The 24,835-nt window shown below is 70.6% G+C and carries 23 protein-coding genes; 10 read left to right on the forward strand and 13 right to left on the reverse strand.

Annotation, left to right across the window (positions count from 1 at the left end; translation table 11 throughout):
• Positions 1 to 164 precede the first annotated feature (164 nt).
• Positions 165 to 3,401 carry a fused isobutyryl-CoA mutase/GTPase IcmF gene (gene icmF, locus ACFY1H_RS46245; RefSeq protein WP_386956349.1) on the reverse strand — a complete coding sequence of 1,079 codons (3,237 nt, stop codon included), beginning with the start codon at positions 3,399 to 3,401 and terminating at the stop codon, positions 165 to 167.
• Between the two features lie 144 nt (positions 3,402 to 3,545).
• On the opposite strand from icmF, the gene ACFY1H_RS46250 reads away from it, so the two are divergent.
• The 4 genes from ACFY1H_RS46250 (at position 3,546) to ACFY1H_RS46265 (ending at position 5,735) form a co-directional block, all read left to right on the forward strand.
• Positions 3,546 to 3,890 carry a metalloregulator ArsR/SmtB family transcription factor gene (locus tag ACFY1H_RS46250; protein WP_366583467.1) on the forward strand — a complete coding sequence of 115 codons (345 nt, stop codon included), beginning with the start codon at positions 3,546 to 3,548 and terminating at the stop codon, positions 3,888 to 3,890.
• Positions 3,887 to 4,330, forward strand: coding sequence for an SRPBCC domain-containing protein (locus tag ACFY1H_RS46255; protein WP_366583468.1), 444 nt, complete (start codon positions 3,887 to 3,889; stop codon positions 4,328 to 4,330). Before ACFY1H_RS46250 ends, ACFY1H_RS46255 begins: the two co-directional genes overlap by 4 nt.
• Positions 4,327 to 4,977 carry a DUF899 domain-containing protein gene (locus ACFY1H_RS46260; protein ID WP_366583469.1) on the forward strand — a complete coding sequence of 217 codons (651 nt, stop codon included), beginning with the start codon at positions 4,327 to 4,329 and terminating at the stop codon, positions 4,975 to 4,977. Before ACFY1H_RS46255 ends, ACFY1H_RS46260 begins: the two co-directional genes overlap by 4 nt.
• Positions 4,978 to 5,162: 185 nt before the next feature.
• Positions 5,163 to 5,735: a dihydrofolate reductase family protein gene (locus ACFY1H_RS46265; RefSeq protein WP_366583470.1), complete on the forward strand. Its 573-nt coding sequence runs from the start codon at positions 5,163 to 5,165 to the stop codon at positions 5,733 to 5,735.
• 30 nt (positions 5,736 to 5,765) lie between these two features.
• Here ACFY1H_RS46265 and ACFY1H_RS46270 read toward each other — a convergent pair whose 3' ends face one another.
• The 4 genes from ACFY1H_RS46270 to ACFY1H_RS46285 are packed head-to-tail and all read right to left on the reverse strand — an operon-like array spanning position 5,766 to position 11,682.
• Positions 5,766 to 6,377, reverse strand: a complete 612-nt coding sequence (locus ACFY1H_RS46270; RefSeq protein WP_204090344.1) for an ATP/GTP-binding protein — start codon at positions 6,375 to 6,377, stop codon at positions 5,766 to 5,768.
• On the reverse strand, positions 6,358 to 7,128 hold the full coding sequence (locus ACFY1H_RS46275) for a DUF742 domain-containing protein (RefSeq protein ID WP_366583471.1): 771 nt from the start codon (positions 7,126 to 7,128) through the stop codon (positions 6,358 to 6,360). Before ACFY1H_RS46275 ends, ACFY1H_RS46270 begins: the two co-directional genes overlap by 20 nt.
• Before the next feature lie 7 nt (positions 7,129 to 7,135).
• Entirely contained in the window at positions 7,136 to 7,588 is a 453-nt protein-coding gene (locus ACFY1H_RS46280; RefSeq protein WP_220238205.1) for a roadblock/LC7 domain-containing protein, read from the reverse strand.
• Positions 7,585 to 11,682, reverse strand: a complete 4,098-nt coding sequence (locus ACFY1H_RS46285; protein WP_386956350.1) for a nitrate- and nitrite sensing domain-containing protein — start codon at positions 11,680 to 11,682, stop codon at positions 7,585 to 7,587. The genes ACFY1H_RS46280 and ACFY1H_RS46285 overlap by 4 nt, the downstream gene beginning before the upstream one ends.
• 979 nt (positions 11,683 to 12,661) lie before the next feature.
• Here ACFY1H_RS46285 and ACFY1H_RS46290 point away from each other — a divergent pair.
• Entirely contained in the window at positions 12,662 to 13,090 is a 429-nt protein-coding gene (locus tag ACFY1H_RS46290) for a DUF485 domain-containing protein (RefSeq protein WP_386956351.1), read from the forward strand.
• Complete coding sequence (locus ACFY1H_RS46295; RefSeq protein WP_366583474.1) at positions 13,087 to 14,685, forward strand: cation acetate symporter; 1,599 nt, start codon at positions 13,087 to 13,089, stop codon at positions 14,683 to 14,685. Before ACFY1H_RS46290 ends, ACFY1H_RS46295 begins: the two co-directional genes overlap by 4 nt.
• 108 nt (positions 14,686 to 14,793) lie before the next feature.
• Here ACFY1H_RS46295 and ACFY1H_RS46300 read toward each other — a convergent pair whose 3' ends face one another.
• Positions 14,794 to 15,357 (reverse strand): TetR/AcrR family transcriptional regulator, encoded by a 564-nt coding sequence (locus ACFY1H_RS46300; protein WP_386956352.1) that lies wholly within the window; start codon positions 15,355 to 15,357, stop codon positions 14,794 to 14,796.
• 157 nt (positions 15,358 to 15,514) lie between these two features.
• Between ACFY1H_RS46300 and ACFY1H_RS46305 the strand changes: the two genes are divergently transcribed.
• Positions 15,515 to 16,948 carry an MFS transporter gene (locus ACFY1H_RS46305; protein WP_386956363.1) on the forward strand — a complete coding sequence of 478 codons (1,434 nt, stop codon included), beginning with the start codon at positions 15,515 to 15,517 and terminating at the stop codon, positions 16,946 to 16,948.
• On the opposite strand, the gene ACFY1H_RS46310 is transcribed toward ACFY1H_RS46305, so the two are convergent.
• The 5 genes from ACFY1H_RS46310 to ACFY1H_RS46330 form a co-directional block, all read right to left on the reverse strand.
• The gene (locus tag ACFY1H_RS46310) at positions 16,945 to 17,295 is read right to left on the reverse strand and encodes a DUF3817 domain-containing protein (RefSeq protein ID WP_366583477.1); all 351 of its coding nucleotides are present in this window, start codon (positions 17,293 to 17,295) and stop codon (positions 16,945 to 16,947) included. The two genes, ACFY1H_RS46305 and ACFY1H_RS46310, sit on opposite strands and share 4 nt — an antisense overlap.
• A gap of 29 nt (positions 17,296 to 17,324) precedes the next feature.
• Complete coding sequence (locus ACFY1H_RS46315) at positions 17,325 to 17,735, reverse strand: hypothetical protein (RefSeq protein ID WP_366583478.1); 411 nt, start codon at positions 17,733 to 17,735, stop codon at positions 17,325 to 17,327.
• A 145-nt stretch (positions 17,736 to 17,880) separates the two neighbouring features.
• Complete coding sequence (locus ACFY1H_RS46320; protein ID WP_386956353.1) at positions 17,881 to 18,783, reverse strand: lytic transglycosylase domain-containing protein; 903 nt, start codon at positions 18,781 to 18,783, stop codon at positions 17,881 to 17,883.
• 123 nt (positions 18,784 to 18,906) lie between these two features.
• Positions 18,907 to 19,389 carry a helix-turn-helix transcriptional regulator gene (locus ACFY1H_RS46325; RefSeq protein ID WP_366583479.1) on the reverse strand — a complete coding sequence of 161 codons (483 nt, stop codon included), beginning with the start codon at positions 19,387 to 19,389 and terminating at the stop codon, positions 18,907 to 18,909.
• Positions 19,390 to 19,706: 317 nt separating this feature from the next.
• The gene (locus ACFY1H_RS46330; protein ID WP_220238194.1) at positions 19,707 to 19,874 is read right to left on the reverse strand and encodes a hypothetical protein; all 168 of its coding nucleotides are present in this window, start codon (positions 19,872 to 19,874) and stop codon (positions 19,707 to 19,709) included.
• Positions 19,875 to 20,047: 173 nt separating this feature from the next.
• Here ACFY1H_RS46330 and ACFY1H_RS46335 point away from each other — a divergent pair, with 173 nt between their 5' ends.
• Complete coding sequence (locus ACFY1H_RS46335; RefSeq protein WP_366583480.1) at positions 20,048 to 20,566, forward strand: GNAT family protein; 519 nt, start codon at positions 20,048 to 20,050, stop codon at positions 20,564 to 20,566.
• Positions 20,567 to 20,867: 301 nt separating this feature from the next.
• On the opposite strand, the gene ACFY1H_RS46340 is transcribed toward ACFY1H_RS46335, so the two are convergent.
• Together ACFY1H_RS46340 and ACFY1H_RS46345 are read right to left on the reverse strand one after the other, a co-directional pair.
• The gene (locus ACFY1H_RS46340; protein WP_386956354.1) at positions 20,868 to 22,004 is read right to left on the reverse strand and encodes a CaiB/BaiF CoA transferase family protein; all 1,137 of its coding nucleotides are present in this window, start codon (positions 22,002 to 22,004) and stop codon (positions 20,868 to 20,870) included.
• A 29-nt stretch (positions 22,005 to 22,033) separates the two neighbouring features.
• Positions 22,034 to 23,185, reverse strand: coding sequence for an acyl-CoA dehydrogenase family protein (locus tag ACFY1H_RS46345; RefSeq protein WP_386956355.1), 1,152 nt, complete (start codon positions 23,183 to 23,185; stop codon positions 22,034 to 22,036).
• Positions 23,186 to 23,285: 100 nt separating this feature from the next.
• Between ACFY1H_RS46345 and ACFY1H_RS46350 the strand changes: the two genes are divergently transcribed.
• Together ACFY1H_RS46350 and ACFY1H_RS46355 are read left to right on the forward strand one after the other, a co-directional pair.
• On the forward strand, positions 23,286 to 23,897 hold the full coding sequence (locus ACFY1H_RS46350; protein ID WP_386956356.1) for a TetR/AcrR family transcriptional regulator: 612 nt from the start codon (positions 23,286 to 23,288) through the stop codon (positions 23,895 to 23,897).
• Between the two features lie 97 nt (positions 23,898 to 23,994).
• Positions 23,995 to 24,774 carry a hypothetical protein gene (locus tag ACFY1H_RS46355; protein ID WP_366583483.1) on the forward strand — a complete coding sequence of 260 codons (780 nt, stop codon included), beginning with the start codon at positions 23,995 to 23,997 and terminating at the stop codon, positions 24,772 to 24,774.
• The last annotated feature ends 61 nt before the right edge of the window (positions 24,775 to 24,835 follow it).

Genomic DNA, 24,835 nt, shown 5'->3' on the forward strand with positions numbered 1-24,835 from the left:
GCCTATTCCCGGTCTGGTTGAACCCTCACCGGATCGGTCTCATCTCACGCCGGGCCGGACCGTCGACGACGCGACGCCGGCCGGGCTCGAGGTAGACGAGCCGGGCCGGGTCCGCGCGCAGGTCCGGCGGCGGACCGCCGGACGCGCGGGACCCGGCCCGGTGCTCAGACGTTGCGCCGGTACTGGCCGCCGACCTCGAAGAACGCGTCGGTGATCTGGCCGAGCGAGCAGACCCGCGCGGCGTCCATCAGCACCCCGAACAGGTTGCCGCCGCGGGTCGCCGCCTCGCGGAGGGCCTTGAGGGCCTGCTGGGCGTCTTCGGCGTGGCGGTGCTGGAAGTCGGCGAGGCGGTCGAGCTGGGACTTCTTCTCGTCCTCCGTGGCGCGGGCCAGTTCGACCTCGACGTCTTCCTCGCCCGCGTGCGGGTTGCGGAAGGTGTTGACGCCGATGATCGGCAGCGAGCCGTCGTGCTTCTTGCGCTCGTAGAGGATGGACTCGTCCTGGATCTTGCCGCGCTGGTAGCCCGTCTCCATCGCGCCGAGCACGCCGCCGCGTTCGGAAATGCGGTCGAACTCGACCAGCACGGCTTCCTCGACCAGGTCGGTCAGCTCGTCGATGATGAACGAGCCCTGCAGCGGGTTCTCGTTCTTCGACAGGCCCCACTCCTTGTTGATGATCATCTGGATCGCCATCGCGCGGCGCACCGACGACTCGCTCGGCGTGGTGATGGCCTCGTCGAACGCGTTGGTGTGCAAGGAGTTCGCGTTGTCGTACAGCGCGCACAGGGCCTGCAGCGTGGTGCGGATGTCGTTGAAGCTCATCTCCTGCGCGTGCAGCGAGCGGCCCGAGGTCTGCACGTGGTACTTGAGCTTCTGCGAACGCTCGTTGGCCCCGTAGCGCTCGCGCATCGCCACGGCCCAGATCCGCCGCGCCACGCGGCCGAGCACCGAGTACTCCGCATCCATCCCGTTGGAGAAGAAGAACGACAGGTTGGGCGCGAAGTCGTTGATGTCCATGCCGCGCGCGAGGTACGACTCGACGTAGGTGAACCCGTTGGACAGCGTGAACGCCAGCTGCGAAATGGGGTTCGCCCCGGCCTCGGCGATGTGGTAGCCGGAGATCGAGACGGAGTAGAAGTTGCGCACCGCGTGCTGGATGAACCACTCCTGGATGTCGGCCATCATGCGCAGGCTGAACTCCGTGGAGAAGATGCAGGTGTTCTGCCCCTGGTCCTCCTTGAGGATGTCGGCCTGCACGGTGCCGCGCACGTTCTTCAGCGCCCACGCACGCAGCTCGGCAGCCTCCTCCGCCGACGGCTCGCGGCCGTGCTCGGCGCGGAAGGCGTCGAGCTTCTGGTCGATCGCGGTGTTGAGGAAGAACGCGAGGATCGTCGGCGCCGGGCCGTTGATCGTCATCGACACCGACGTGTTCGGCGCCGTGAGGTCGAAGCCGTCGTAGAGCACCTTCATGTCCTCGATCGTCGCGATCGAGACGCCCGAGGTGCCGACCTTGCCGTAGATGTCCGGGCGGGTGTCGGGGTCGTGGCCGTAGAGGGTCACGGAGTCGAAGGCCGTGGACAGGCGCTTGGCCTCGGAGTCGGCCGAGAGCAGCTTGAACCGGCGGTTGGTCCGGAAGGCGTCACCCTCGCCGGCGAACATGCGTGCCGGGTCCTCGCCGTCGCGCTTGAACGGGAACACGCCGGCCGTGTACGGGAAATACCCGGGCAGGTGTTCGCGACGAAGGAACGAGAGCAGCTCACCGGATTCGGTGTAGCGCGGCAGGGCGACGCGCGGGATCCGGTTGCCCGACAACGTGTCGCGCCACAGCTGCGTGCGCAGCTCCTTGTCGCGGACCTTCACCACGAGCTCGTCCTCGCGGTACTCCTCCGCCAGCGCGTGGAACCGCTCCAGCAGCTTGGTGGTCTCGCCGTCCACATCGGACTCGGCGGCGGCGAGCAGCCCGTCGAGCGCGTCGGTGGAAGCATCCACTTCGGACAGAGCAGCCTTCGCGGCGGCCAGGTGCTCGCGCTTGCGCACGGCGGCCACCTGCTTCCCGGTCTGCTCGTGGTAACCGCGCACGGTCTCGGCGATCTCCGAGAGGTAGCGCGCCCGGTTGCCCGGGATGACCGTGCTGGCGTCGGTGGACACCTTGCCCTCGACCGCGGGCAGCACGCCGGCCGACACCGACAGCCCGCGCTCGGCGAGCTGGTCGCGCAGGTTCTGGTACAGCGCGGTCACGCCGTCGTCGTTGAACTTCGCGGCGCTCGTGCCGAACACCGGCATGTCCTCAGGAGCCTTGTCGAAGGCCTCGCGGTTGCGCACGAGCTGACGCGCGACGTCGCGGCGGGCGTCCTCGGCGCCGCGGCGCTCGAACTTGTTGATGGCCACCACGTCGGCGAAGTCGAGCATGTCGATCTTCTCCAGCTGCGACGCGGCGCCGAACTCCGGCGTCATCACGTACAGCGACTCGTCCACGTAGTCGACGATGCCCGCGTCGCCCTGGCCGATGCCCGGCGTCTCCACGATCACGAGGTCGTAGCCCGCGGCCTTGCACGCGAGGATCGACTCGCGCAGCCCGGCGGGGATCTCGCCGCTCGTCGTGCGGGTCGCGAGGGAGCGGAAGTACACCGGAGAGCCGTCGAGGCAGTTCATCCGGATGCGGTCGCCGAGCAGCGCGCCGCCGCCCTTGCGCCGCGACGGGTCCACGGCGAGCACCGCGATCCGCAGCTTGTCCTCCTGGTCGAGGCGGAAGCGGCGGATGAGCTCGTCGGTGAGCGACGACTTGCCGGAACCGCCGGTACCGGTGATGCCGAGCACGGGCACGTGGCGCTTCTCGGCGGCCTCGGTGATGGCGGCGAGCCACCCTTCGGGCAGTTTTTCACGCTGCAGCTGGGTGATCACCCGCGCGAGCGCCGGCACGTCGCCGGAGAGCAGCTTGTCGACGGACACGGGCGGCTGCTCCGAGAGGTCCACGTCGCAGGCCTTGATCATCGAGTTGATCATGCCCGGCAGGCCCATCTCGTAGCCGTCCTCGGGCGAGAAGATCCGCGCCACGCCCCGCGAGTGCAGCAGGTCGATCTCCTCGCGGACGATCACGCCGCCCCCGCCGCCGAACACCTTGATGTGCCCCGCGCCGCGTTCGCGCAGCAGCTCCACCAGGTAGGAGAAGTACTCGACGTGGCCGCCCTGGTAGGCGGAGATGGCGATGCCCTGCACGTCTTCGGTGATGGCAGCGGTGGCCACCTCGTCGACCGAGCGGTTGTGCCCGAGGTGCACGACCTCGGCACCCTGCGACTGCAGGATCCGCCGCATGATGTTGATCGAGGCGTCGTGGCCGTCGAACAGGCTCGACGCGGTGACGAACCGGACCGGGTTCTCGGGGCGGTAGAGGTCGCTGCTCATCCTCCCAAAATACTTGGACTTCCTACTATTGGAAACCCGAGCGGCGGTGACGCAAGTCTCAAGCGGCTTCTGCACGCGGTTGACAGGAGCCAGCTGGGAGCTATATTCAACCTACAAGTTAATCAACCAAGCGATTGAGTACCGATGGCCACTGATCAGCTCAGCACCACCTTCGCCGCGTTGGCTGACCCCACGCGGCGGGCCATCCTCGCCCGGCTCGCCCAGGGCGACGCGACGGTGAACGAGCTGGCCGAGCCGTTCGAGGTAAGCCTGCAGGCGGTGTCGAAACACCTGAAGGTGCTGGAAGCGGCCGGGCTCATCACCCGCGGCCGGATGCGCCAGTGGCGCCCGTGCCGGCTCGAGACGAAACCACTCGTGGTCGTGGCCGACTGGGTCAACGAATACCGGCAGTTCTGGGAGGCGGGGTTCGACCGCTTGGACGAGCACCTGCGGCTCCTGCGGGAGCCCCGGAAGGAGACCGAGCAATGACGCAACGGGACCTGACCATCACGCGCGTGTTCGACGCCCCGCGGGAGCTGGTGTTCCGCGCGTGGACGGAGCCGGAGCGGCTCGCGAGCTGGCTCGGCCCGGAGAAGTTCGCCGCCTCGGGAGTCACGATCGACCTGCGGCCCGGCGGCGCGTGGCGCGCGCGGATCCACAGCGACGAGTACGACGTCGAGCGCTGGATGCAGGGCGCCTACCGCGAGATCAGCCCGCCCGGGCGGCTCGTGTTCACGTTCTCGTGGGACCAGCCCGACGACGTGGTCGGCGAGACGGTCGTGACGATCACGTTCACCGAGGCCGGCGACAAGACCGAGATGACGTTCCACCAAGCGCCCTTCCCCACCGAGGAAGAGCGCGCCGGCCACCAGGACGGCTGGAGCTCCACGTTCGAAAAGCTCGCCCACCACCTCGAGGAGGTCCGATGACCACCGCACTCCCCCGTGTCGTGTCCGCCGAGGACTGGCAGGCCGCGCGCGATGCCTTGCTGGCCAAGGAAAAGGAACTGATGAAGGCGGCCGACCACCTCACGGCCGAGCGCCGCCGGCTGCCGATGGTGCGCTTCGACAAGGCGTACGAGTTCACTTCGGCCGAGGGCAAGAAGAGCCTGCTGGACCTGTTCGACGGCCGGCGTCAGCTGATCGTCTACCACTTCATGCTGCACCCCGGCGACGAAGCGGGCTGCCCCGGCTGCTCGATGGTCGTGGACAACGTGCCGCACCTGGCGCACCTCAACGCCCGCGACATCACGTTCGTCGTCACCGCGCCCGCGACGCTGCCCGAGATCGAGCGGTACAAGGCCCGCATGGGCTGGGACCTGCCGTGGGTCTCGGCGAACGGCAGCGACTTCACCGAGGACTGCGGCGTCGGCCGGTTCTTCGGGACCAGCGTGTTCCTGCGTGACGGCGACGACGTCTACCGCACGTACTTCACCAGCGGCCGCGGTGCCGAGACGTTCTCCGCGGTGCACCGCTACCTCGACATCACGCCGTTCGGCCGGCAGGAGGCGTGGGAGGAGGAGTCGCGCGGCTCCGACGAGCCCGGCGGCTGGTGGCGCAGGCACGACGAGTACTGAGGCGTACCGACACGGCTTGAAACATCCAGCCGGTGCGGCGGAAACGGGCCGGTTCCTGGGGGACCGGCCCGTTTCCGCGGCCGGGGCAGGATTCTTTCGGCACCGATGTCCGGTCGCGGCGGCCGGCTCCGACCGTAGGCTGAACGGCGTCCGGCAGGGACGCCACTCGGTGAAGGAGCCCGATCATGGGTGATCTGGTGTACTACGTCCACGTCTCGGTCGACGGCTGCATCGAGGGCCCGAACGGCGAGTTCGACTGGCCGCGGATGGGGCCCGAGCTGTCCGCCCACTCGCACGAGCTCTCCGAGCGCGCCGCCGTGTTCGCCTACGGGCGGCGGGTGTGGGACATGATGGCGGGCTTCTGGCCGCACGCCGAGTCCATCTCGGACGATCCGCACGACATCGGCTTCGCGCCGGTGTGGCGGAAGACCCCCAAGGTCGTCTTCTCGCACACGCTCACCGACCCCGGGTGGGACACCGAGGTGCTCGGCGGCGACCTGACCGAGGAGGTCACGGCGCTGAAAGCGCGGCACACCAAGGACATCCTGCTCATGGGCGGCGCGGACGTGCCCGCACAGCTGAGCCGGCTCGGGCTGATCGACGAGTACAACGTGCTCGTGCACCCGGTGGTGCTGGGCGGCGACAAGCGGCCGTTCGCCGTCGACGCCGAGCGGCTCGGCCTGCGGCTCGTCCAGTCCCGCGTGATCGACGGCGCCGTGGTGCTGTTGCGGTATCGCCGGGCCACCGAGGAACGGTGACCCGGCCGCCGCAACGCCGAGGAACCCGCGTCAGCGGGCTTTGGCCGCCCGCAAGGCGATCCACTGCCGCATCGCGTACTCGACGAGCGTGATCAGCGTCTGCTTCGTCGACTCGCGGTCCCGCGCGTCACAACGGACGATGGGGATGCTGGGGTCGATCGACAGCGCCTCGCGCACGTCGTTGATGTCGTGCTCCAGTACCCCGTCGAACGTGTTGATGCCGACGATGTAGGGCAGGCCGCGGTCCTCGAAGAAGTCGATCGGCGCGAACGAGTCCGCCAGGCGGCGGGTGTCGGCCAGCACGACGGCGCCGATCGCGCCGCGGACCAGGTCGTCCCACATGAACCAGAAGCGCTGCTGGCCCGGGGTGCCGAACAGGTACAGGATCAGGTCGGCGTCGAGCGACACACGGCCGAAGTCCATGGCGACCGTGGTGGTCGTCTTGTTCGGGGTCTGGTCGAGGTTGTCGATGCCGCGGCTCGCGTCGGTCATCATCGCCTCGGTGGTGAGCGGAACGATTTCCGACACCGAACCCACGAACGTCGTCTTGCCCGCTCCGAAGCCGCCCGCCACCACGATCTTCGCTGATGTCATGGTCGGGGGCGCGGTTTCCCGCGGTGCCTTAAAGCCGACGGAGTCCACTCAAAACCCTTTCCATCAACATCAAGTGTGCTTCGGCGCCGTCATTGCCCGAAATCGTCCGGTGCACGGTGACGAGGCCCGCGTCGGCCGCGTCACTGATCAGCACCCTGGCGACACCCAGTGGCACCCGCAGGGCCGCCGCGACCTCGGCGACCGAGCGCGGGGTCCGGCACTCTTCCATGATCGAGATGCTCTCGATCTGTTCGGCCGCCGCCTCGGGGAAGCCCCCCGCGACGACGTGGTCATTGGTGGAGATCAGCGTCTCCAGCTCGAGCGCGTAGTTCGCTCGGGTCCGGCCGCCGGTGAGAGCGTACGGCCGCACGATCGACGTCTCCTCGGCCGGGTCCACCCGATCGGGGCGGTCCGGCCGGGTGAACGCGGCGGGCATCACGAACTCGCCGCTGGGCGGTCCGGGGTCGAAGAGCCCGCCTGGTCTAGGCCCATCCGCGTCGGTACTGCCCGGTGGAGAGACTAGAGAGGTCACTCGATCTCCTAACTCGGCCGGCGGCTCTGGCGCCGCCGGCGGTTCCTCCGCCGCGTGCGCTCCCGCGGGCGGGGGTTCGGGGGACTGGGACTCCTTACCGGTCTTCTTCCGCTTCTTGCGCGAGCGGCCCGAATCGAGGCTGAAGCCGTTGAGGAGGTCGGCGAAAGTGCCGTCGTCCTCACCGCGGGCAGCACCGGGAGCCCCCGCGCGCGGGGGTTCCTCGCTGTCTCCGGGCTCTCCGCCGAATAATCCGGGCCCCGTGCTCATCGCGTAATCATCCCACCGGTTCACCGATCAGCGACCCACCCGCGCCCTGCAGCTGCGCACGGAGTTCGGGGGTCAGGATCTGCCCCACGCGGTCCACGAGCATCGTCATCTCGTAGGCCACCTGGCCGATGTCGCAGTTGGGCGCCGCGAGGATCGCGAGGCATGAACCGTCGCTGATGGACATCAGCACCATGATGCCGAGCTCCATCTCGACCACGGTCTCGTTCACCGCGCCCGCCTCGAAGCACCGGGCCGCGCCCTGGGTGAGGCTCACGAGCCCGGAGGCAACCGCGGCCAGCTGGTCGGCGCGGTCGAGCGGCAGGCGGTTGGAGGCCGTGAGGAGGAGTCCGTCGGCCGACACCACCACGGCGTGCGCCACACCCGGGACCCGTTCGGCGAAGTCGTTGACCAGCCAGCCGAACTGGTTCTGCTGCGGCTGAGCCGTACTCGGCGAGGTCATTCACCCTCCAGTGTTTCGTGGTTGGTCTCAGTGGCCTGCCCAGTGCGGTGCCGGCCGCGCTGGATGCCCTGTTGGAAACTGCTCAGGCGGCCACGCACGTCGTGCGCGTCGCGGGTCGGACGGGGGTTCGCCGCTCCGGCGGGCGGCGGAGCGCTCCCGGGGAGCAGCTGCTCCCCGCGGCGACGCCGGGGCAATCCTGCCGAAGTGAACGAAGAGGGCGTCGACTGGGACACCGATTGGACCGTCCGCCAGCCCTCGTCGGACCCGAAAGCCCACTCCGTGGCGGGTGTCCCGGCCGCGGCGGCCTCCAGGTTCGCCACCGCGGCGGGCACCTGGTTCGGGTCGACGGCCGGCGGTCCCGGCGGCAGGTTGCTGGCGGCGGGACGCCGGGTGGGCAAGGACTCGGGCGCCGCGGGGCGGCCGGGCACCTCGCCTTCGGGGCGACGCACCGGGCGCGGGGTGGGCGACGGGCGGGCCGCCGTGCCGTTGCCATTGCCATTGCCGTTGCTGCCATTGCCGTTGCCGTTGCCGGTGGTCTCGGCCGGGGCCGTCCATCCACCCTGCGGGTCGAACGCCGGCGGCACCGGCTGGTCGGCCGCGGGCTCGGGCTGAGCGGTGCGGGCCGCGCCGAACGCGCTCGCGACACCGCGGCGGTCCGGCCGGGTCTCGCCGTCCTGCTCGCGCTCGGCCGCGGGCGTCTCCGCCTGGGCCGCACCGAAAGCGTTCGCGGCGGCCGGCCGGGAGGGCGCGGCCCCGCTTGTCTGGTCGGTCGGGTCGAGCGGGTTGGCCTGTGCGGCCTGCTCGGCGGCGTCGGCCGCGGCCACCGCCGCGTCGAGGGCACCGACGAAACCGGGGTACTCGGCCGTGGTCTCGTTGTCCCCCACCGGATCCTGCTGGTCCGGACCACCGGTGCCGAACGCCTGCGCGGCACCCGGGTGGTCCGCCGCGGTCTGGCCGGCCTGCTCGCCGGCCGGGGCGAAACCAGGGGGCGCGAACCCGGTGCCGGGCTCGCCCTCCAGGCGGTTGAGCGCCGCGGCGCCCAGGCCCTGCTGGTCGGCGGTCGGCTCGACGGCTCCGTCGCGGACGTGCTGCCGGCCGCGGTTCACCCCGCGCTGGAAGCTGGTGAGGCGACCGCGGACGTCGGCCGGGTCGCGGACCGGCAGGCCCGGCTTGGCCGACTCGGCGGCGGGCAGCTCGTCCGGCGTCGCGCTGCCGGGCATGAGCTGTTCGCCGCGGCGACGGCGCGGCAGGCCCGCCTTCGTGAACGCCGTGGGTTCGACCTGCGAGACGGCCTGGACGGTGCGCCAGTTCTCGTCGCTCGCGAAGTCCCAGTTGCGCTCGTCCTGCTCCGGCGTGGTCACCGGGGCGACGCCGGGCTCCGGCTTCGCCACGTCGGCCGGCGGCTGCTCCCCCGCCTTCGGCTCGGTCTTCGCGCCGGCCTGGCCGGTGTCCTCACCGGACTCACCGGGCTTTGCGGTCTTCTCGGTCTTCTCGGCCGTGGATTGGTCCGGACCGGTCTTGGCCGCCGTCTCGTCCGCGGGCGGCGCGGGCGAGCGGAACCACGCCGAGAGCATCTCGTCGAAGATCGGCGTGTTCTCGATCGTCGTCTCGGCGGCCGTGGGCGGCGGCACCTCCGGCACCTTCTGCGCCGCTTGGTTCCACCACTCGCTCAGGGTGGTCCCGTTGGCGGAGAACAGGTCCTTGCCCGAGGGCAGCTCGCGGGCACGCTCGTCGGCGGGCTCGGCGTCCGCCGCGGGTTCCGGCTCCGGCCGCGGCGGCGGCACGTCGACGATCTGCGGCAGCTGCGGCACCGGCGGCTTGACCGGCGGCGCGGCGTCGTCCCGCGGGATCGGGCTGAACAGCGCGGTCCCGGAGATCTCGAGGTCCGACGGCGGGCGCACGCCCGGGTCGACGGTGTGGCCGTTGGCGAACCCGGCGAGGTCGCTCGCCGAGGGCCACAGCTGCTCGTCGGCCCCCTGGATCGGCTGCTGCGGCACGAGCGCGTGGTCCGCGGCCGGGCGCGCCGAGCCGTTGACCGGACGCTGGCGGCGCGGCAGGCCACCGGGGCTCGCGGGCGGCGCGGCGACGCTGCCGAACGGCCCCGCCGACTGCGGCGGATTCTCCAGCGCGGCACCGGTCATGACCAGCTCCGGCGGGACCACCACGGTGGCCCGCACGCCGACGATGTCCTTGCCACCGTGGAGCGAGACGCCGATGCGGTGGCGCCCGGCGAGGCGGCCGACCACGAACAGGCCCATGCGGCGCGAGGTCGCGAGGTCGACCGAGCCGGCCTCGGTGAGGCGGCCGTTGGCCTCGACCACCTCGTACTCGTTCATGCCGATGCCCTTGTCGAGGATGTCGACGTTGAGCGAGCCGTCGTCGGCCAGGCGCGTCGCCACGGTCACCTGCGTCTCCGGCGCGGAGAACGCGGTGGCGTTGTCGAGCAGCTCCGCGATGAGGCGCTGGACGTCGCTCGCGGCGAACCCGACGATCTTCACCGCCGGCGGCTGCTGCACCGAGACCCGTTGGTACTGCTCGATCTCCGACACGGCGGCGCGCAGCACGTCGTGCGCGGGCACGGGCTGGCCCGAGCGGCGGCCCGGCTCGGCGCCGGAGAGGACCATCAGGTTCTCGTTGTTGCGCCGCATCCGGGTGGCGAGGTGGTCGAGCTGGAAGAGCGTGGCGAGCTGGTCGGCGTCCTCTTCGTCGCGCTCCAGCCGCTCGATGAGCTGCAGCTGGCGCTGCACGAGGCTCTGGCTGCGGCGCGAGAGGTTGACGAACACACTGCTGTAGCCCGCGCGCATCGCGGCCTGCTCGGTCGCGAGCCGCAGCGCCTGGCTGTGCACCTTCTCGAACGCGCGCGCGACCTCGCCGATCTCGTCGGCCACCCGCACGTTCACCGGCTCGACCTCGACGCTCTGCGCGCGGCCCTCCTGGATGTTGCGGACGGCGGCGGGCAGGTCCTTCTCCGCGACGTCCAGCGCGCTGCGGCGCAGTGTCTTCAGCGACCGCAGGATCTGGCGCGTGATGAGGAAGACGACCGCGGCGGCGGCGACCATCGCGGCGAACAGCAGCACGGCGAGCAGGCCGGCGCTGCTGCTGGCGCCTTCGACCAGCGCGGCGGACGCGGCGGTGGCGTCGGCGCCCATGCGGTTGCCGACCTCGGAGAGCTGGCCGACCACCGCGTTGGACGCGTTGTTCCACTCCTGCGACTGGACCTGCGACAGCCCCTGGTCGCTCGAGGGTCCCTGCTCGCCGAGGACGATGCCGACCATGCGCTTGCGGTCGTAGGCGGTGTCGGGCTTGAGGGTGCTCTCGAGGTCCTGGCGCTGCGGCGCGGTGGAGGCCGCGTTGAAGTCGTCGATGCGGTCGTCGTATCGCAGCTCCGCGTCGCGGACGTCGCTGAGCTGCTGCGGTTCCAGCGTGCCCTTCGCGATGCCGTACGACACCAGCGCCTGGCTGACCGAGACCTGCTCCTTGGCGGCCTCGAGGTCGTGCAGCGCGTTCGCCGTGCCGCCCAGCGCGTCGGCGCTCGCGCCCGCGGCCACCGCGGTGTCGGCGCCGATGAGGGCACCGGTCACGGCGTTGTAGTCGCCCACCGCCTCGGCGGCGTCGAGCAGGCCCGCGCCGACCTGCTGGCGGATCACGGCGATCTCGTTGACCTGCGCGGTCGCCGAGTTCACGGCACCGGACACACTGGACTCGGACCCGCCGACGCGGTTCGCCGCCGTGATGAATGGTTCGACCGCCGCGTCGGTGGCCGCGCGGGCGGCCTTCAGCTCGGGCGTGACGCCGGCGGTGCCCGCGGTGAGCTGCGCCGCGGTGAGCGTGCGCTCCTTCTGCAGGCCGTCGGTCAGCTTGCGCAGCTGGGTGCTCAGGCCGACCAGCTTGTCGATCCGCTCGTAGTCACCGGAACGGCTGACCTGTCCCACGATCGCGGTAATGCCGAGCACCAGCGCGAGGACGATGGGGACCAGCGTCACCGCCGAGAGCTTGACCGGAATGCTCCAGTCCCGCCAGCGCAGCGCCGCTCGCCAGCCCGAGGACCGGCTCGGTCGCCGGGGCGGGCGGCCGAGCAGCTTCTCAACAGGCACCTGGCCATCTCCTGCAACGGTCACGAAAGTGACTCCCTGTCCCGCGTCGTGGCTGCCCGTGGGCGGCTTCCGGTACTCCCGGAACGGTCCACGGCATTCCGCCGACCCGCGCGATCGACCCCGTGAGGACACGACCGTGCAGACCTGACACCGTGATCACCGGCGTGCTGCTTCCCGGGACTTTGCACGTGCACGGCGCAAGTTGCGTACTGCACGGCGGTGGTCGAGGTCAACTTGTCTGTGCCTATCGATCGCTGCGGTCAGCTGGGCCAAAGAATCGTACACCAATCCCGGCCGAGGATATTGTCTTGCGCTTCGCACGGCTGACCAGGGAAAAGTCGATTCGGCCCCGGTCGCGGCCCGGGGATTGGACCCCGAGCGGGACCGAAGAGGGAATTCCGGTTACCGGTTGCTCCGGGTCACGGCGTCCGCCAGTCACCCGATTAGCCCACGCAGGGTAGTCGAATCCCTCAGAGGATCTACGCTCCGTGCCCCCATCGGGTGGGACGCCTCCGAAGATGAACCCGATGTTGTGGTCTGACAGCAACTCGCCGCCCGACCCGGTGATTTCTTTCGGGATCCACCACTGGCCTGCGAATCCTCGTCCCGACCCCACCGGAGGGACGCCGGACCGGGGCGTCGGCCCCGCACTTTGACTACCCGGTGTCACCGTATTCCTCCGATCATTGTCTGCATCTCAACCATTTGCCGCAGCGTTCCTCAGCTGCGACAACGTGGCGTGACATACGCTCTCACTATTGTGAGTGATCTGTTCGTGATCTTCATTGAGGGTGTCGTTTTCGCACATTTCCAGCCGGAAAACGAATTCCGGAGACCCTTCTCAGGAACCGGCTTTTTCCGGGATGAGACACCGTCGTTACTATGGCCGCCTCCCAGTCCGCAAGGGCAGACCGGGTGCCACTCGACCGAGGGGCCCCGACCCGGCCACCGCCACGGACGCAAGTTGCCGGAGGCAGCCATGCACAACGTCGCGAACACCCCCGCGGCGAGCACCCCGCTCGAGGAGACCGGACAGCTGCCGGCCATGTTCGCCCGCGAGGGCGCGGAGCCGGCGCCGGCGACCCGGCGCGGTCCCGACTACGACCTCATCCAGCGCAGCCCCGAGTTCACCGCACTGCGCCGGCGGTTCCGCAGATTCGTCTTCCCGATGAGCGCCGGCTTCTTCGTCTGGTACCTGACCTACGTGGTGCTGGCCGCGTACGCGAACGACTTCATGAGCACCCGCGTGTTCGGGCTCGTCAACGTGGGCATGCTGCTCGGCCTCACGCAGTTCGTCACCACGGCGCTGATCACGCTCGTCTACGTCCGGTTCGCCAACCGGGAGGTGGACCCGCGGGTCGCCGAGCTGAGGGAACGGGCCGCCGTGACGGAAGGAACCCGCCAGTGACCACCACTGAGCTCGCCGAGAGCACCCCGGCGAGCAACCCGCTCGTGAACGTCGGGGTCTTCGCGCTGTTCGTCGCGATCACCCTGTTCGTCGTGTACCGCGCGGGCAACCGCGGCAAGAAGACCACCGCCGACTACTACGCGGCCGACAGCGCCTTCACCGGGCGGCAGAACGGCATCGCACTCTCGGGCGACTTCCTGTCCGCCGCGTCGTTCCTGGGCATCGCGGGCGCCATCGCGATCCACGGTTACGACGGCTTCCTCTACTCCATCGGCTTCCTGGTCGCGTGGCTGGTCGACCTGCTGCTGATCGCCGAGCTGCTGCGCAACACCGGCCGGTTCACGATGGGCGACGTGCTGAGCTTCCGGATGAAGCAGCGCCCGGTGCGCGCGGCCTCGGCCGCCTCGACGCTCGTGATCTCGTTCTTCTACATGCTCGCGCAGATGGCGGGCGCCGGCGGCCTCGTCGCGCTGCTGCTCAACGTGCACTCCCGGCTGGGCCAGTCGCTGGTCATCGGTGTGGTCGGCCTCGTGATGGTCGTCTACGTGCTCGTCGGCGGCATGAAAGGCACCACCTGGGTGCAGATCATCAAGGCGAGCATCCTGCTCGTGGCCGCCACGCTGATCACCGTGTTCCTGCTGGGCAAGTACGGGTTCGACTTCTCCAACCTGCTCACCGCGGCCACGGACAACAGCCCGATGGGCACCAGCCTGCTGGAACCGGGCGGCTCGTACGGCGCCAGCGGCACCACGCGCCTGGACTTCGTGTCGCTGTCGCTCGCGCTCGTGCTCGGCGTCGCGTCGCTGCCCCACGTGCTGATGCGCTTCTACACCGTGCCCAACTCGCGCGAGGCGCGCCGCTCGGTGGTCTGGGCCACGGTCTGCATGTTCGTGTTCTACCTGTGCACGCTGGTGATCGGCTTCGGCGCCGCCGCGCTCGTGGGCAGCGACGAGATCAAGGCCGCGCCCGGCGGCGAGAACTCCGCGGCGCCGCTGCTGGCCCTGCACATCGGCGGCACGCTGCTGCTGGGCGTCATCTCGGCCGTCGCGTTCGCCACGATCCTCGCCGTGGTTGCGGGCCTGACGATCACCGCGTCCGCCTCGTTCGCCCACGACGTCTACGCGAACATCTTCAAGCGCGGCAAGGCCGAACCGGCCGACGAGGTCCGCGTCGCGCGCCTGACCGCCCTGGTCGTCGGCGTGATGGCCATCCTCGGCGGCATCCTCGCCAACGGCCAGAACATCGCGTTCCTCGTGGCGCTCGCCCTGGCGGTCGCCGCGTCGGCCAACCTGTCGACCCTGCTGTACTCGCTGTTCTGGAAACGGTTCAACACCACGGGCACCCTGTGGAGCATCTACGGCGGCCTCGCGGCGTGCCTGATCCTGGTGCTGTTCTCGCCGGTCGTGTCCGGCGCCGCCGACTCGATCTTCAAGAGCGTCGACTTCCACTGGTTCCCGCTCAAGAACCCGGGCCTGGTGTCGATCCCGTTCTCGTTCCTGTGCGGCTTCGTCGGCACACTGGTCGGCCGCTCGAAGGCCGACGGCGCCAAGCACGCCGAGATGGAGGTCCGGTCCTTGACCGGCATCGGGTCTTGACGGCTCTCCGGCTGTGACGAGAAGGGGCGGGTCCTGCGAGGGCCCGCCCCTTTTTTTGTCGTCAGCGACGACCGCGGTCGCGACGCACACCGACAAACTTCGCGAAGTTCACCCGCGCAAGCCGTCCAGCATGATCTTCATCAGGCGGGCCGCGTCCTCTTCGGACGCGTTCTTCGAGGCCGTGCCGATGCCGTGGCCGAGGCGCAGGACGTCGATGCCCGTGATGTCGGCGCGGACGTCGCCGGTGGTCTGGGCGGCGGTGACCAGGTCGGCGCACGCGGTGCGCAGGCGGGTCTGGCACCAGAGGAACGTTTCGGAGCCCGAGTCGATCGACGCTTTGAGCAGGGCGGCGAGGCCGTGGCGCTCGATGACGTACGCGACCTGCTCCCCCAGCCACGCCTGGAGCGCCTCCCACGGCGGCAGCTCGACGGCGAGCACGGCGGCGCGCGAGGCGAGCTGGTCGATCTCGTCGCGGTAGACGGCTTCCATCAGCTTCTCGCGCGTCGGGAAGTGGCGGTACAGCGTGCCGGCGCCGACGCCGGCGCGTTTGGCGATGTCGTCGAGCGGGACGTCGACGCCGTGTTCCGCGAAGGCGTCCTTCGCGGTGGCCACGATGCGGTCGTAGTTCCGCTTCGCGTCCGCCCGCATCGGCCGCGCTGCCTCCGCCGTCATCCACGCACCTCCTCGCACCCGGCTCCCCAGAAAACGGAGAGATTCTCCGAATTCCCTTGCGGAACCGGAGACGCTCTCCATATTATCGCGGACGCAATCAAGTGGAGAGTTTCTCCACTTACTTCGTCCCTCTCTGGGGAGTCCTCCTTTGACCGAGTTGACCGAGCGAATCTCGTCGACCGAGCCTAGGCCGAGACACCGGACCGCCGCGTCCGGGCTCGTCCTCGCCATCGTGCTGACCTGCCAGCTCATGCTGATGCTCGACGCCACCGTGATGAACGTGGCGCTGCCCCGTATCCAGTCCGACCTGGGCTTTTCCGCCACCGGCCTGTCGTGGGTGATGACCTCCTACAGCCTCGTGTTCGGCGGCCTGCTGCTGCTCGGCGGACGCGCGGGTGACCTGTTCGGCCGCCGCCGGATGTTCGTGCTGGGCACGGCCGTGTTCACGCTCGCTTCGCTGGCCGGCGGGCTGAGCACGTCGGCCGGGTTCCTGATCGCCGCGCGCGTGGCCCAAGGCGTCGGCGCCGCGATGGCGGGGCCGAGCACGATCGCACTGATCACCACCACGTTCACCGAGGCCAAGGCGCGCGTGCGGGCGCTGTCGTTGTTCTCCGCCGTCGCCAGCGGCGGGTTCGCGATCGGCCTGATCGTGGGCGGTCTGCTGACCGAATGGATCTCGTGGCGGGCCGCGCTGTTCATCAACGTCCCGTTCGGGCTGGCCATCGCCGTGCTCGCACCGCGGTTCGTGCCCGCACCGCCGCGCCGGGCCGCGCACCTCGACGTGCCCGGGGCCGTGCTCGGCACGTTCGGCGTCGCCTCGCTCGTGCTGGCCTTCACGCAGGCCGCGTCCGACGGCTGGGGCGCACCGCTCACGCTCGCCGCGCTGGCGGCGGGCGTGGTGCTGCTGATCGCCTTCGTGCTGCTGGAGCGGCGCGTGGCCCATCCGCTGGTACCGCTGTGGCTCTTCGCCGAACGCAACCGGGCCGCCGCCTACGCCAGCTTCTTCCTCGGGCCGATGGCGATGATGTCGATGTTCTTCTTCCTGACGCAGTTCCTGCAGGACGTGCGCCACTTCGCCGCGCTGGCCACGGGGTTCGCGTTCCTGCCGATGGCCGCGTCGATCTTCACGCTCAGCCGGCTCATGCCGCGCCTGCTCGCGCGCTTCGGCCCGAAGCCGCTGGCCGTGACGGGCACGGTGCTGATGGTCTCCGGCGTCGCGTGGCTTTCGGCGCTGACGCCGGACAGCGGATACGTCGCTTCGCTGCTCGGGCCGCTGCTGCTGATGGGCGTCGGCGGCGGGCTGGCGTTCTCGCCGCTCAACGTGATCATCATGTCCACCGTGCCCACCGAGGACGCGGGAGCCGCGGGCGGCGTGCTGCAGACCATGCAGCAGGTCGGCAGCACGCTCGGCCTCGGGATCCTGGTGACGGTGTTCGGCGCGGCGACGCGTTCGGCCGCGGCTTCGGGAGCCACCGGCACGCCGTTGCTGGTGGACGGGATGACGGCCGCGTTCCTCGCGGCGAGCGGACTGGCCGCCCTCACCGTCGGGGTCGCGCTGACCTTCCGGCGGGGAAAAGCCGTGCCGGCTTAGAAGATGTCCTGACCCGCGTGCACCCGGTGCGTCACCCGGCGTTCGACGATGAACGAGACGAACGGGACACAACCGGCGAGCAGCACGAGGATCGTGCTCTTGATCGACCAGCGGGCCTTGATCGCGAGGTCGATGCTGCAGGCCAGGTAGATCATGTAGAGGACACCGTGGATCGGCGAGTACACCGCGGCGGGCGTGGCGTTGCCGAAGCCGTACTCGACCACCATGGTCGCGCAGAGCACGAGCAGGCCGACACCGGTGATCCACGCGGTGGTGCGGAACCGCACCAAGGCTCCGTTCAGTCGCGCCGGGCGGGTCTGGGCCGCACCGTCGGTGCTCGTGGTCATGGGTTCGTCCTCACTTCCGAGGTGGTGGTTCAGGCCTGCTGGTCGCGGGCGTTGAGCTCGCGCAGGTAGCGGTTGTACGCGGCGAGCTCGTCGTCCTCTTCGGCCACGGGGCGGGGCGCCGGGGGACGCGCGGGCGTCGAGGGCCTCGGGGCGGGCACGGTCACCTGGACCTGCTCGGCCTGGGCCTCGGCGCTCTCGCCCTGGGACTCTTCCCGTTCGCGCAGCTTCTTGATCCGCCAGAACATGAACGCGGGGAACAGCCCGAACAGCGGCCACTGCAGCACGTAGCCGAGGTTCTGGAACGTGCCGTTGGCGGAGGTGAACCGGTCCCACTGCCACCACGCCAGCCCGCAGCACAGCAGCAGGCTCACCACGCACGTCGCGGCGATCAGGAGCCTGCGCCCGAGCGGGGACACGGCCGGGCCGGAGTTCACTGCCACGGCCCTGACGCTAGCACTGGGAACCAGGGCCGAAGCTGAGAGGCGGGCCCGCACGTGGTCCGTCTCTCAGCCGGTGACCTCGTGGTTCGCACGGATTTCACACCGGTGCGGACGCCGGCCCGCCCGGATTCCGGACCAACGGGCCTCAACCGGCCCGCACGGCCTTCGCCGACTGCGCGTAGCCGTCGGCGAGGCCGAAGACCTTCTGGGCGTATTCGGTGGAGTTGTTGTACGACAGGATCCCCGACCACCAGCCCGACGGCGTGGCCATGTCGCGCCCGCCCGCGCACAGGTAGCGGCCGGCGGCCAGCGCGGCGTCGTCGATCTGCTGCGGGTCGCCGAGGCCGTCGCCGTTGCCGTCGGCGGCCCACTTGCGCCAGGTGCTGGGGATGAACTGCATCGGGCCCACGGCCCGGTCGGCCACGGGGTCGCCGTCGAAGCGGCCGCCGTCGGTGTCGCTGATGGCGCGCACGCCCGACGAACCGTCGAGCGGGACGCCGATGATCGGCTTGGACGGGCGGCCGTCGGCGCCGAGCACCGCGCCGCCGTACTGGCCGTGGTTCGACTCGATGCGGCCGATGCCGGCGAGCGTGGCCCACGAGATGCGGCAGCCCGGGTCGGCCGAGCGCATCGCGAGCTCCGCGTTGCCATACGCGCGCAGCGCCCGCGCGGGCACTCCGGTGACGGCGGCGACCTTCTTGGCCCAGTCGTCGAGCGGGTCGGCGGTGGAGCGCGCCGACTGCGGGGTGGTCTGCTGGTCCGCACCACCCGCGACGACGGCGCTGACGGGCGCGATCGAGCCCGGGCGCACGTCGGCCGCTTTCACGCTCAACGCGGGGATGTCCGTGGTCGTCGGGCTCGCGACCGGCGCCGACGCCCGCGTGACGAGCCACGTACCGCCACCCGCCACGGCGAGAACCACCAGAACCACCGCGAGCCGCACCGCCACGGCCGCGCCCCCTCGGGAACGGCGTCGGGCAGGTGCGCCCGCGGGGGCGGCCTGCGTCTCGGCTGTGGTCTCGCCGTCGGCGTTTCCGGTGAGGGGCACGAACTCCGGTCCTCCAGCGTGGCGGTCGGTCGATCACACAACGAGCCCGCGCAGGTTAGCGTTACGGACGGGTTCGGATCGCTGCCGCCACGCCGGTTCACCCGGCCGTGTCGAAAGGGTGGTTCAGGCGGACTTCTGCTGCCGCGCGAGACGCGCGACGCACCAGGCCGGGGCGCTGCCGCGGCGCAGGTGCTGGAGCACGGTCATCGGGCCCAGCCGGCGGCTGAGGTCCGAGGGCTGCAGGCCCGCCGCGCGGTAGTCGAGGGCCCGCTGGTCGAGCGGGCTGATGCCGGCGTCCCACCACAGCTCGGCCTCGGCGACGTCGCCGACCATCTGCCACCAGCCGGCGGCGGCCACGAGCAGTTCGTCGGGGACCTCGGGCAGGCGCACGCGCATGGCGTCGAGGTAACCGGGGTCCGCGGCGTCGACCTGCGCCCAGCGCGAAGGACCGGACCTCGCGCGCTGACCGGGGATGCCGGGCGGAGCCTGGGGCGCGTCGGCCAGCCAGGCGGACGTGATGCGGCTGACCTCCTGCTCCTCGGCGGTCTGCTCGCGCTCCGCGGCCCACTGCCGGATCAACGCGTCCACTCCGGGATCTCCGGTCATCCCTGCCTCCTCATTGGTCCCCGACGGGCCGGCCCTGACGCCTGCCCCGTTGCGCGTCCACGACTTGCACCCAATGCGCGTGACCGAGCGGAAAAACCCCGCTGTGACCCGGCTCCCGGGGGACCGGAGAACCGGCTGATCACGCAATGTGAGCACCGTAGGGCCGGGCGCGCTTTCTGCGCCATACCCCGGGCCCCACAAATTCCTTGACCAGGCCCTTTCAGGGGGCAATCCACCCGGATGGTCGAGCGATCAGCCCGGATCTCGGGATCGCGTTACTCTCGGTAATTACCGGCGGGTAACGAGGCCCGCGGTGATCACGCGAACAGGGTCTGGAAGAACGTGATGATGGCTTCGGCCCCGTCGCGCAGCCAGCCGAGCACCTGGTGCACGAGGTTGGCCGACTGGGTGGGCTGGGTGATCAGGAAGAACAGCACGAGGACGACCACCCCGATGACCACGATCTTCTTCACGCCGCCTGACATGGCACCATCCAATCCGCTGGCCGGCTTCAGGACCGGTCGTGCACGCTCACTCTAGTGACGACAGGCCCGCGAGGCCCGCCCGGCGATCGCTCAGCGGGACGCGTGTCACGACCCGGTGACCCCGGCCCGATCGGGTGAGCGGACGCCCCCGCGCCGCCCGCTAGGCTGCCGCGATGGACGACGTGGTGCTCCGCCCGGTGCTCGAAACCGATCTCGATCTCCTCGAGGCACTGATCAACGACCCGGCCACCGCGGGCGAGTTCCAGTGGTTCGGCTGGCACGACGCCGGCTACCTCCACCGCCGCTGGCGCGACAACGCCATTCTCACCACCGAGGGCGGGCTCCTGGTGCCGACCCTCGGCGGCGCCGTCCTCGGCCTCCTGTCGTGGCACCGCTCCCGTTCGGGGCCCAGCTCGTACTGCTGGAACATGGGCCTCGTGCTGCGCCCGGAAGCCCGCGGCCACGGCCACGGCACCGAGGCACAGCGCCTGCTGGTGCGCTACCTGTTCGCGCACACGCAGTTCAACCGCGTCGAGGCCACCACCGACGTGGACAACCGCGCCGAACAACGCTCCCTGGAGAAGGCCGGCTTCACCCGCGAAGGCGTCCTACGCGGCTACGGCTTCCGCGACGGCGCTTGGCGCGACAGCGTGGTGTTTTCGGTGATCCGGTCGGATCTCGAACCGCGCTGAAACCTCCCGGCCTTTCCGCGCGGCTCGCGCCGGGCTTGCTTTCGACCCGCGCGAGGGCCGTGGCGCGATGGCCGAAGCCGCGGCATGGTGGCGCGTTCGCCCTCAACCGGGCAGCAGCCCTTCGCCGCCCGGGCGCGGGTGAAAGTCAGGCACGCCGCCACTTCCCGGCCTTCAGGCACCGGCGCCCACCGGACGCACCACCGCCGCGACGCCAGACTCACGGCACACCCGCGCCCGGCAGCAGCGCATTCGCCGCCGGCGCGGGTGCAGGGCAGGCACGGCCGCCCGTTCAGTCAGTCAGTCAGGCGATGGCGCCCGCCGTGCGCAGGGCCGCCAAGTCGTCTTCGGTGAGGCCGAGGCCGGCCAGCACGTCAGCGGTGTCCGTGCCCGGCTGGCGGGGTGCGTGGGGCGTCGCGGGCGGGGTGCGGTCGAAGCGGGGCGCCGGGGCGGGCTGGACGGTGCCGCCGATGTCGACGAAGGTGCCGCGCGCCGCGTTTTGGGGGTGGGCCGAGGCTTCCCAGGGCGAGAGGACCGGTGTGAGGCAGGCGTCGGTGCCTTCGGCGCGGGCGACGAGGTCGTCGCGGGTGTGCTTGCCGACGGCGTCGGCGATGAGCTGCCGCAGCTTCGGCCACTGCGTCTTGTCCAGGTGCGGCGGCGCGTCCTCCAGGCCGAGCACCTTCACGAGGTCGCCCCAGAAGCGCATCTCGATGGCGCCGATGGCGACGTACTTGCCGTCGGCGGTCTCGTAGGTGTCGTAGAACGGGGCGCCGCCGTCGAGCAGGTTGTCGCCGCGCTCGCCGGACCACGCGCCGGCCGCGCGCAGGCCGTGCAGGCTCGTGGTGAGCAGGGCCGCGCCCTCGACCATGGACGCGTCGACGACCTGGCCACGCCCCGAGGACGTCCGCTCGTACAGCGCCGCGAGCACGCCCATCGCGAGCATCAGCCCACCGCCACCGAAGTCGCCGACGAGGTTGAGCGGCGGCACCGGCCGTTCGCCGGCGCGCCCGATGGGCTCGAGCGCCCCGGCGATGCCGACGTAGTTGATGTCGTGCCCGGCCGCCTGCGCGAGCGGGCCGTCCTGGCCCCAGCCCGTCATGCGCCCGTAGACGAGCCGCGGGTTGCGCGCGTGGACCACCGAAGGCCCCAGCCCCATGCGTTCCGCGACGCCCGGACGGAAACCCTCGATGAGCACGTCGGCCCGCTCGGCCAGCTTGAGCACCACTTCGACGCCTTCTGGCGTCTTCGTGTTGACGCCGATCGAGCGCCGGCCGCGCGCCAGCGGGTCGTTCGGGATGCCGAGCACGTCGGCGCCCGGCGTCGCGCGGTCCACGCGCACGACGTCGGCGCCGAGGTCGGCGAGGATCATGCAGGCGAACGGCGCGGGCGCGAGCCCGGCCAGCTCCACCACCTTCAGCCCGCCCAGGGGTCCGGCTTTCACGGCGGAAGTCCTTTCGTCGGCCGAAAAACTCAGAGCGTGCGCGAGATGATCTCCTTCATGATCTCGCTGGTCCCGCCGAAGATCCGCGAGATCCGGACGTCGGCCCACGCGCGCGCGATCGGGTATTCGGTCATGTAGCCGTAGCCGCCGAACAGCTGCACGCACTCGTCGACGACCTTGTTCACGCGCTCGGTCGTCCACAGCTTCGCCATCGCCGCGCCCTGCACGTCTAGCTCACCGCGCAGGTGCCGTTCGATGCACTGGTCGAGGAACGCGCGCGACACCGCCGCCTCCGTCGCGGCCTCGGCGAGCTTGAACTTCGTGTTCTGGAAGTTGAAGATCGGCCGGCCGAACGCCGTGCGCTCCTTCGTGTAGTCGATCGTGAGGTTCACGGCCGCCTCGAGCCCGGCCACCGCGGTCACGGCGATGATCAGCCGTTCCTGCGGCAGCTGCAGCATCAGCTGGACGAAGCCCTGGCCCTCGACGTCGCCGAGCAGGTTGGCGGCGGGCACGCGGACGTCGTCGAAGAACAGCTCCGCGGTGTCCTGGCCCTTGAGGCCCACCTTGTCGAGCACACGCCCGCGGCGGAAGCCCGGCGTGTCCGTCTCGACCACGATCAGCGACACGCCCTGCGCGCCCGCGTCCGGGTCGGTCTTGCACGCGACCACCACGAGGTCGGCGTGGAAACCGTTGGTGATGAACGTCTTCGCGCCGTTGAGCACGTAGTGGTCGCCGTCGCGCACCGCGCGGGTCTTGATGCTCTGCAGGTCGGACCCCGTGCCCGGCTCGGTCATCGCGATGGCGCCCACGAACTCGCCGCTGGCGAGCTTCGGCAGCCACTCGCGCTTGCGCTCCTCCGAGGCGTACGCCAGCAGGTAGTGCGCCACGATTCCGTTGTGGACGGTCACGCCCCACGCGTTGTCGCCGGAGCGGGCCTGCTCCTCGTACAGCACGGCCTCGTGGGCGAACGTGCCGCCGCCACCGCCGTACTCCTCGGGGATCGACAGGCACAGCAGGCCCACTTCGCCCGCTTTGGTCCAGATCTCGCGGTCGAGCTTCTTCTCCGCCGCCCATCGCTCCTGGTGCGGCACGATCTCCTTCTGCAGGAACGACCGGGAAAGTTCCCGGAGGTCCTCGAGTTCGGTGGTGCTCCACGAGCTCTTCTGGATCTGCAACGGCACGGCGACGCCTCCTGCGAAGCTGGAAAACATTACGCGTGGAAGGTAAGTTCTGTTCGGAATGTACATCCGCGCAGTCCGGTACGTAAAGCGGGAGAGGCGAATGACCGAGGCCACCGCCAAGGCGCACCGCACCCAGGCGCAGCGCCGGGAGCAGACCCGCACGGCCCTGCTCGACGCGACCGTCGAGTCCCTCGTGGACATCGGGTACGCCCGCGCGTCGATGCAGGAGATCTGCGCCCGGGCCGGCGTGTCGAAGGGCGCGGTGCAGCACCACTTCGCCACGAAGGCCGAGCTGATGGCGGCCGCCGTCGAGCACCTCACCACGAAGCTGCGCACGCAGCTGGCGGCGTCACTGGAAGGCCTGCCGGGTGGCGCGCCGGGCGTCGAGGCCGCGATCGACCTGCTGTGGGCGGGCTACTCGGGCACGCTCTCCACGGCCGTCACCGAGCTGTGGGTGGCCGCGCGCACCGACCCGGAGCTGCGGGCGGCGATCCGGCCCGTGGACCGGGCGCTGGGGCGCGCGACGCTGGCGCACGTGAGCCAGGTGGCCGGCGAACTGCCGAAAGAACGCGCGGAGACGTTGTTCTGGCTGACCGTGAACCTCACCCGTGGCCTGGCGCTCGACGCCGAGCTGGGCGGTGACCCGAACCGGCGGCGCAAGCTGCTGCAGGAGTGGAAGCGGATCGCAGTGCTGATGTACTCGCAGCCCTGAGCCTGGGCCGACCGGTGGCAGGATCACGCCGCCCCTTAGCGGATGAGGGTTCTTCGTGGTGGAATCGCAGATGCCCTGAGCAGGCGAAGGAGCCCCGATGACCAGCGTGCCGCAGTACCCGCCGTCACCCGTCGCCGAGCCGGGCGCCGTGTCGCGGCTGCTGGCCGGGATCCTCGGGGTGTTCTCGGCCGCGCTCGTGGTGGCGGGCACGTTCCTGCCGATCGCGGCTTCGCGGGTGACAGTGGCCGGTCAGCTGCAGAGCGCGTTCGCGGTCACGGCGTGGAACCGCCAGGTCGAAGCGGCGCCACAGGCCGAGCGCGACCTGTTCGCGATCAGCCACGTCGCCCGCTACGGCATCCCGCTCACGGTGGCGGCCGCGGTGCTGGTCGTCGGCGCGCTGCTCGCGTTCTCGCGCTTCCGCGGGGCGGCCCGCACAGTGCTGATCGCCGGCGGCGCGGCCGTGGTCGCGGCCGTGTGGACGATGAGCATGGACGTGTCGGCGAGCCTCAGCTACGAGCAGAAGGACGCCACCATCGTCGCCCACTACACGACGGGCACCGGGTTCTGGGTGATGCTCGGCGGGGGCGTGATCGCCGCGCTGGTGCTGGCGCTCGCGGCGTTCGGCGGCGGCCGCTGGACCACGCCATGGGCACCGCAGCCGTACTACTACCCGGCCGTGAACGACGAGCCCGTGATCTACTCGCTGGACTCGCCGCCGCCCGATCAATCCTGGGCCGAGCCGCCCGCGCAGGGCGTGCTTTCCCCGGAGTCCGAGCCCGCCGAGGAGCCGACCGCCCCGCCGTTCCCGCCGCAGGACGTGCAGCCCGCGCCGGGCGTCGAGCCGCCGGGCCGGCACCGCGACGACTCCGATATGTGAATATAATTCAGCTTTCCCGCTCGACCGCCGTACCGTCGGTATGCTGTACTCGTCGGTAACA

The sequence above is a fragment of the Amycolatopsis sp. NPDC001319 genome (assembly GCF_042896185.1).
Taxonomy (GTDB): Bacteria; Actinomycetota; Actinomycetes; order Mycobacteriales; family Pseudonocardiaceae; genus Amycolatopsis.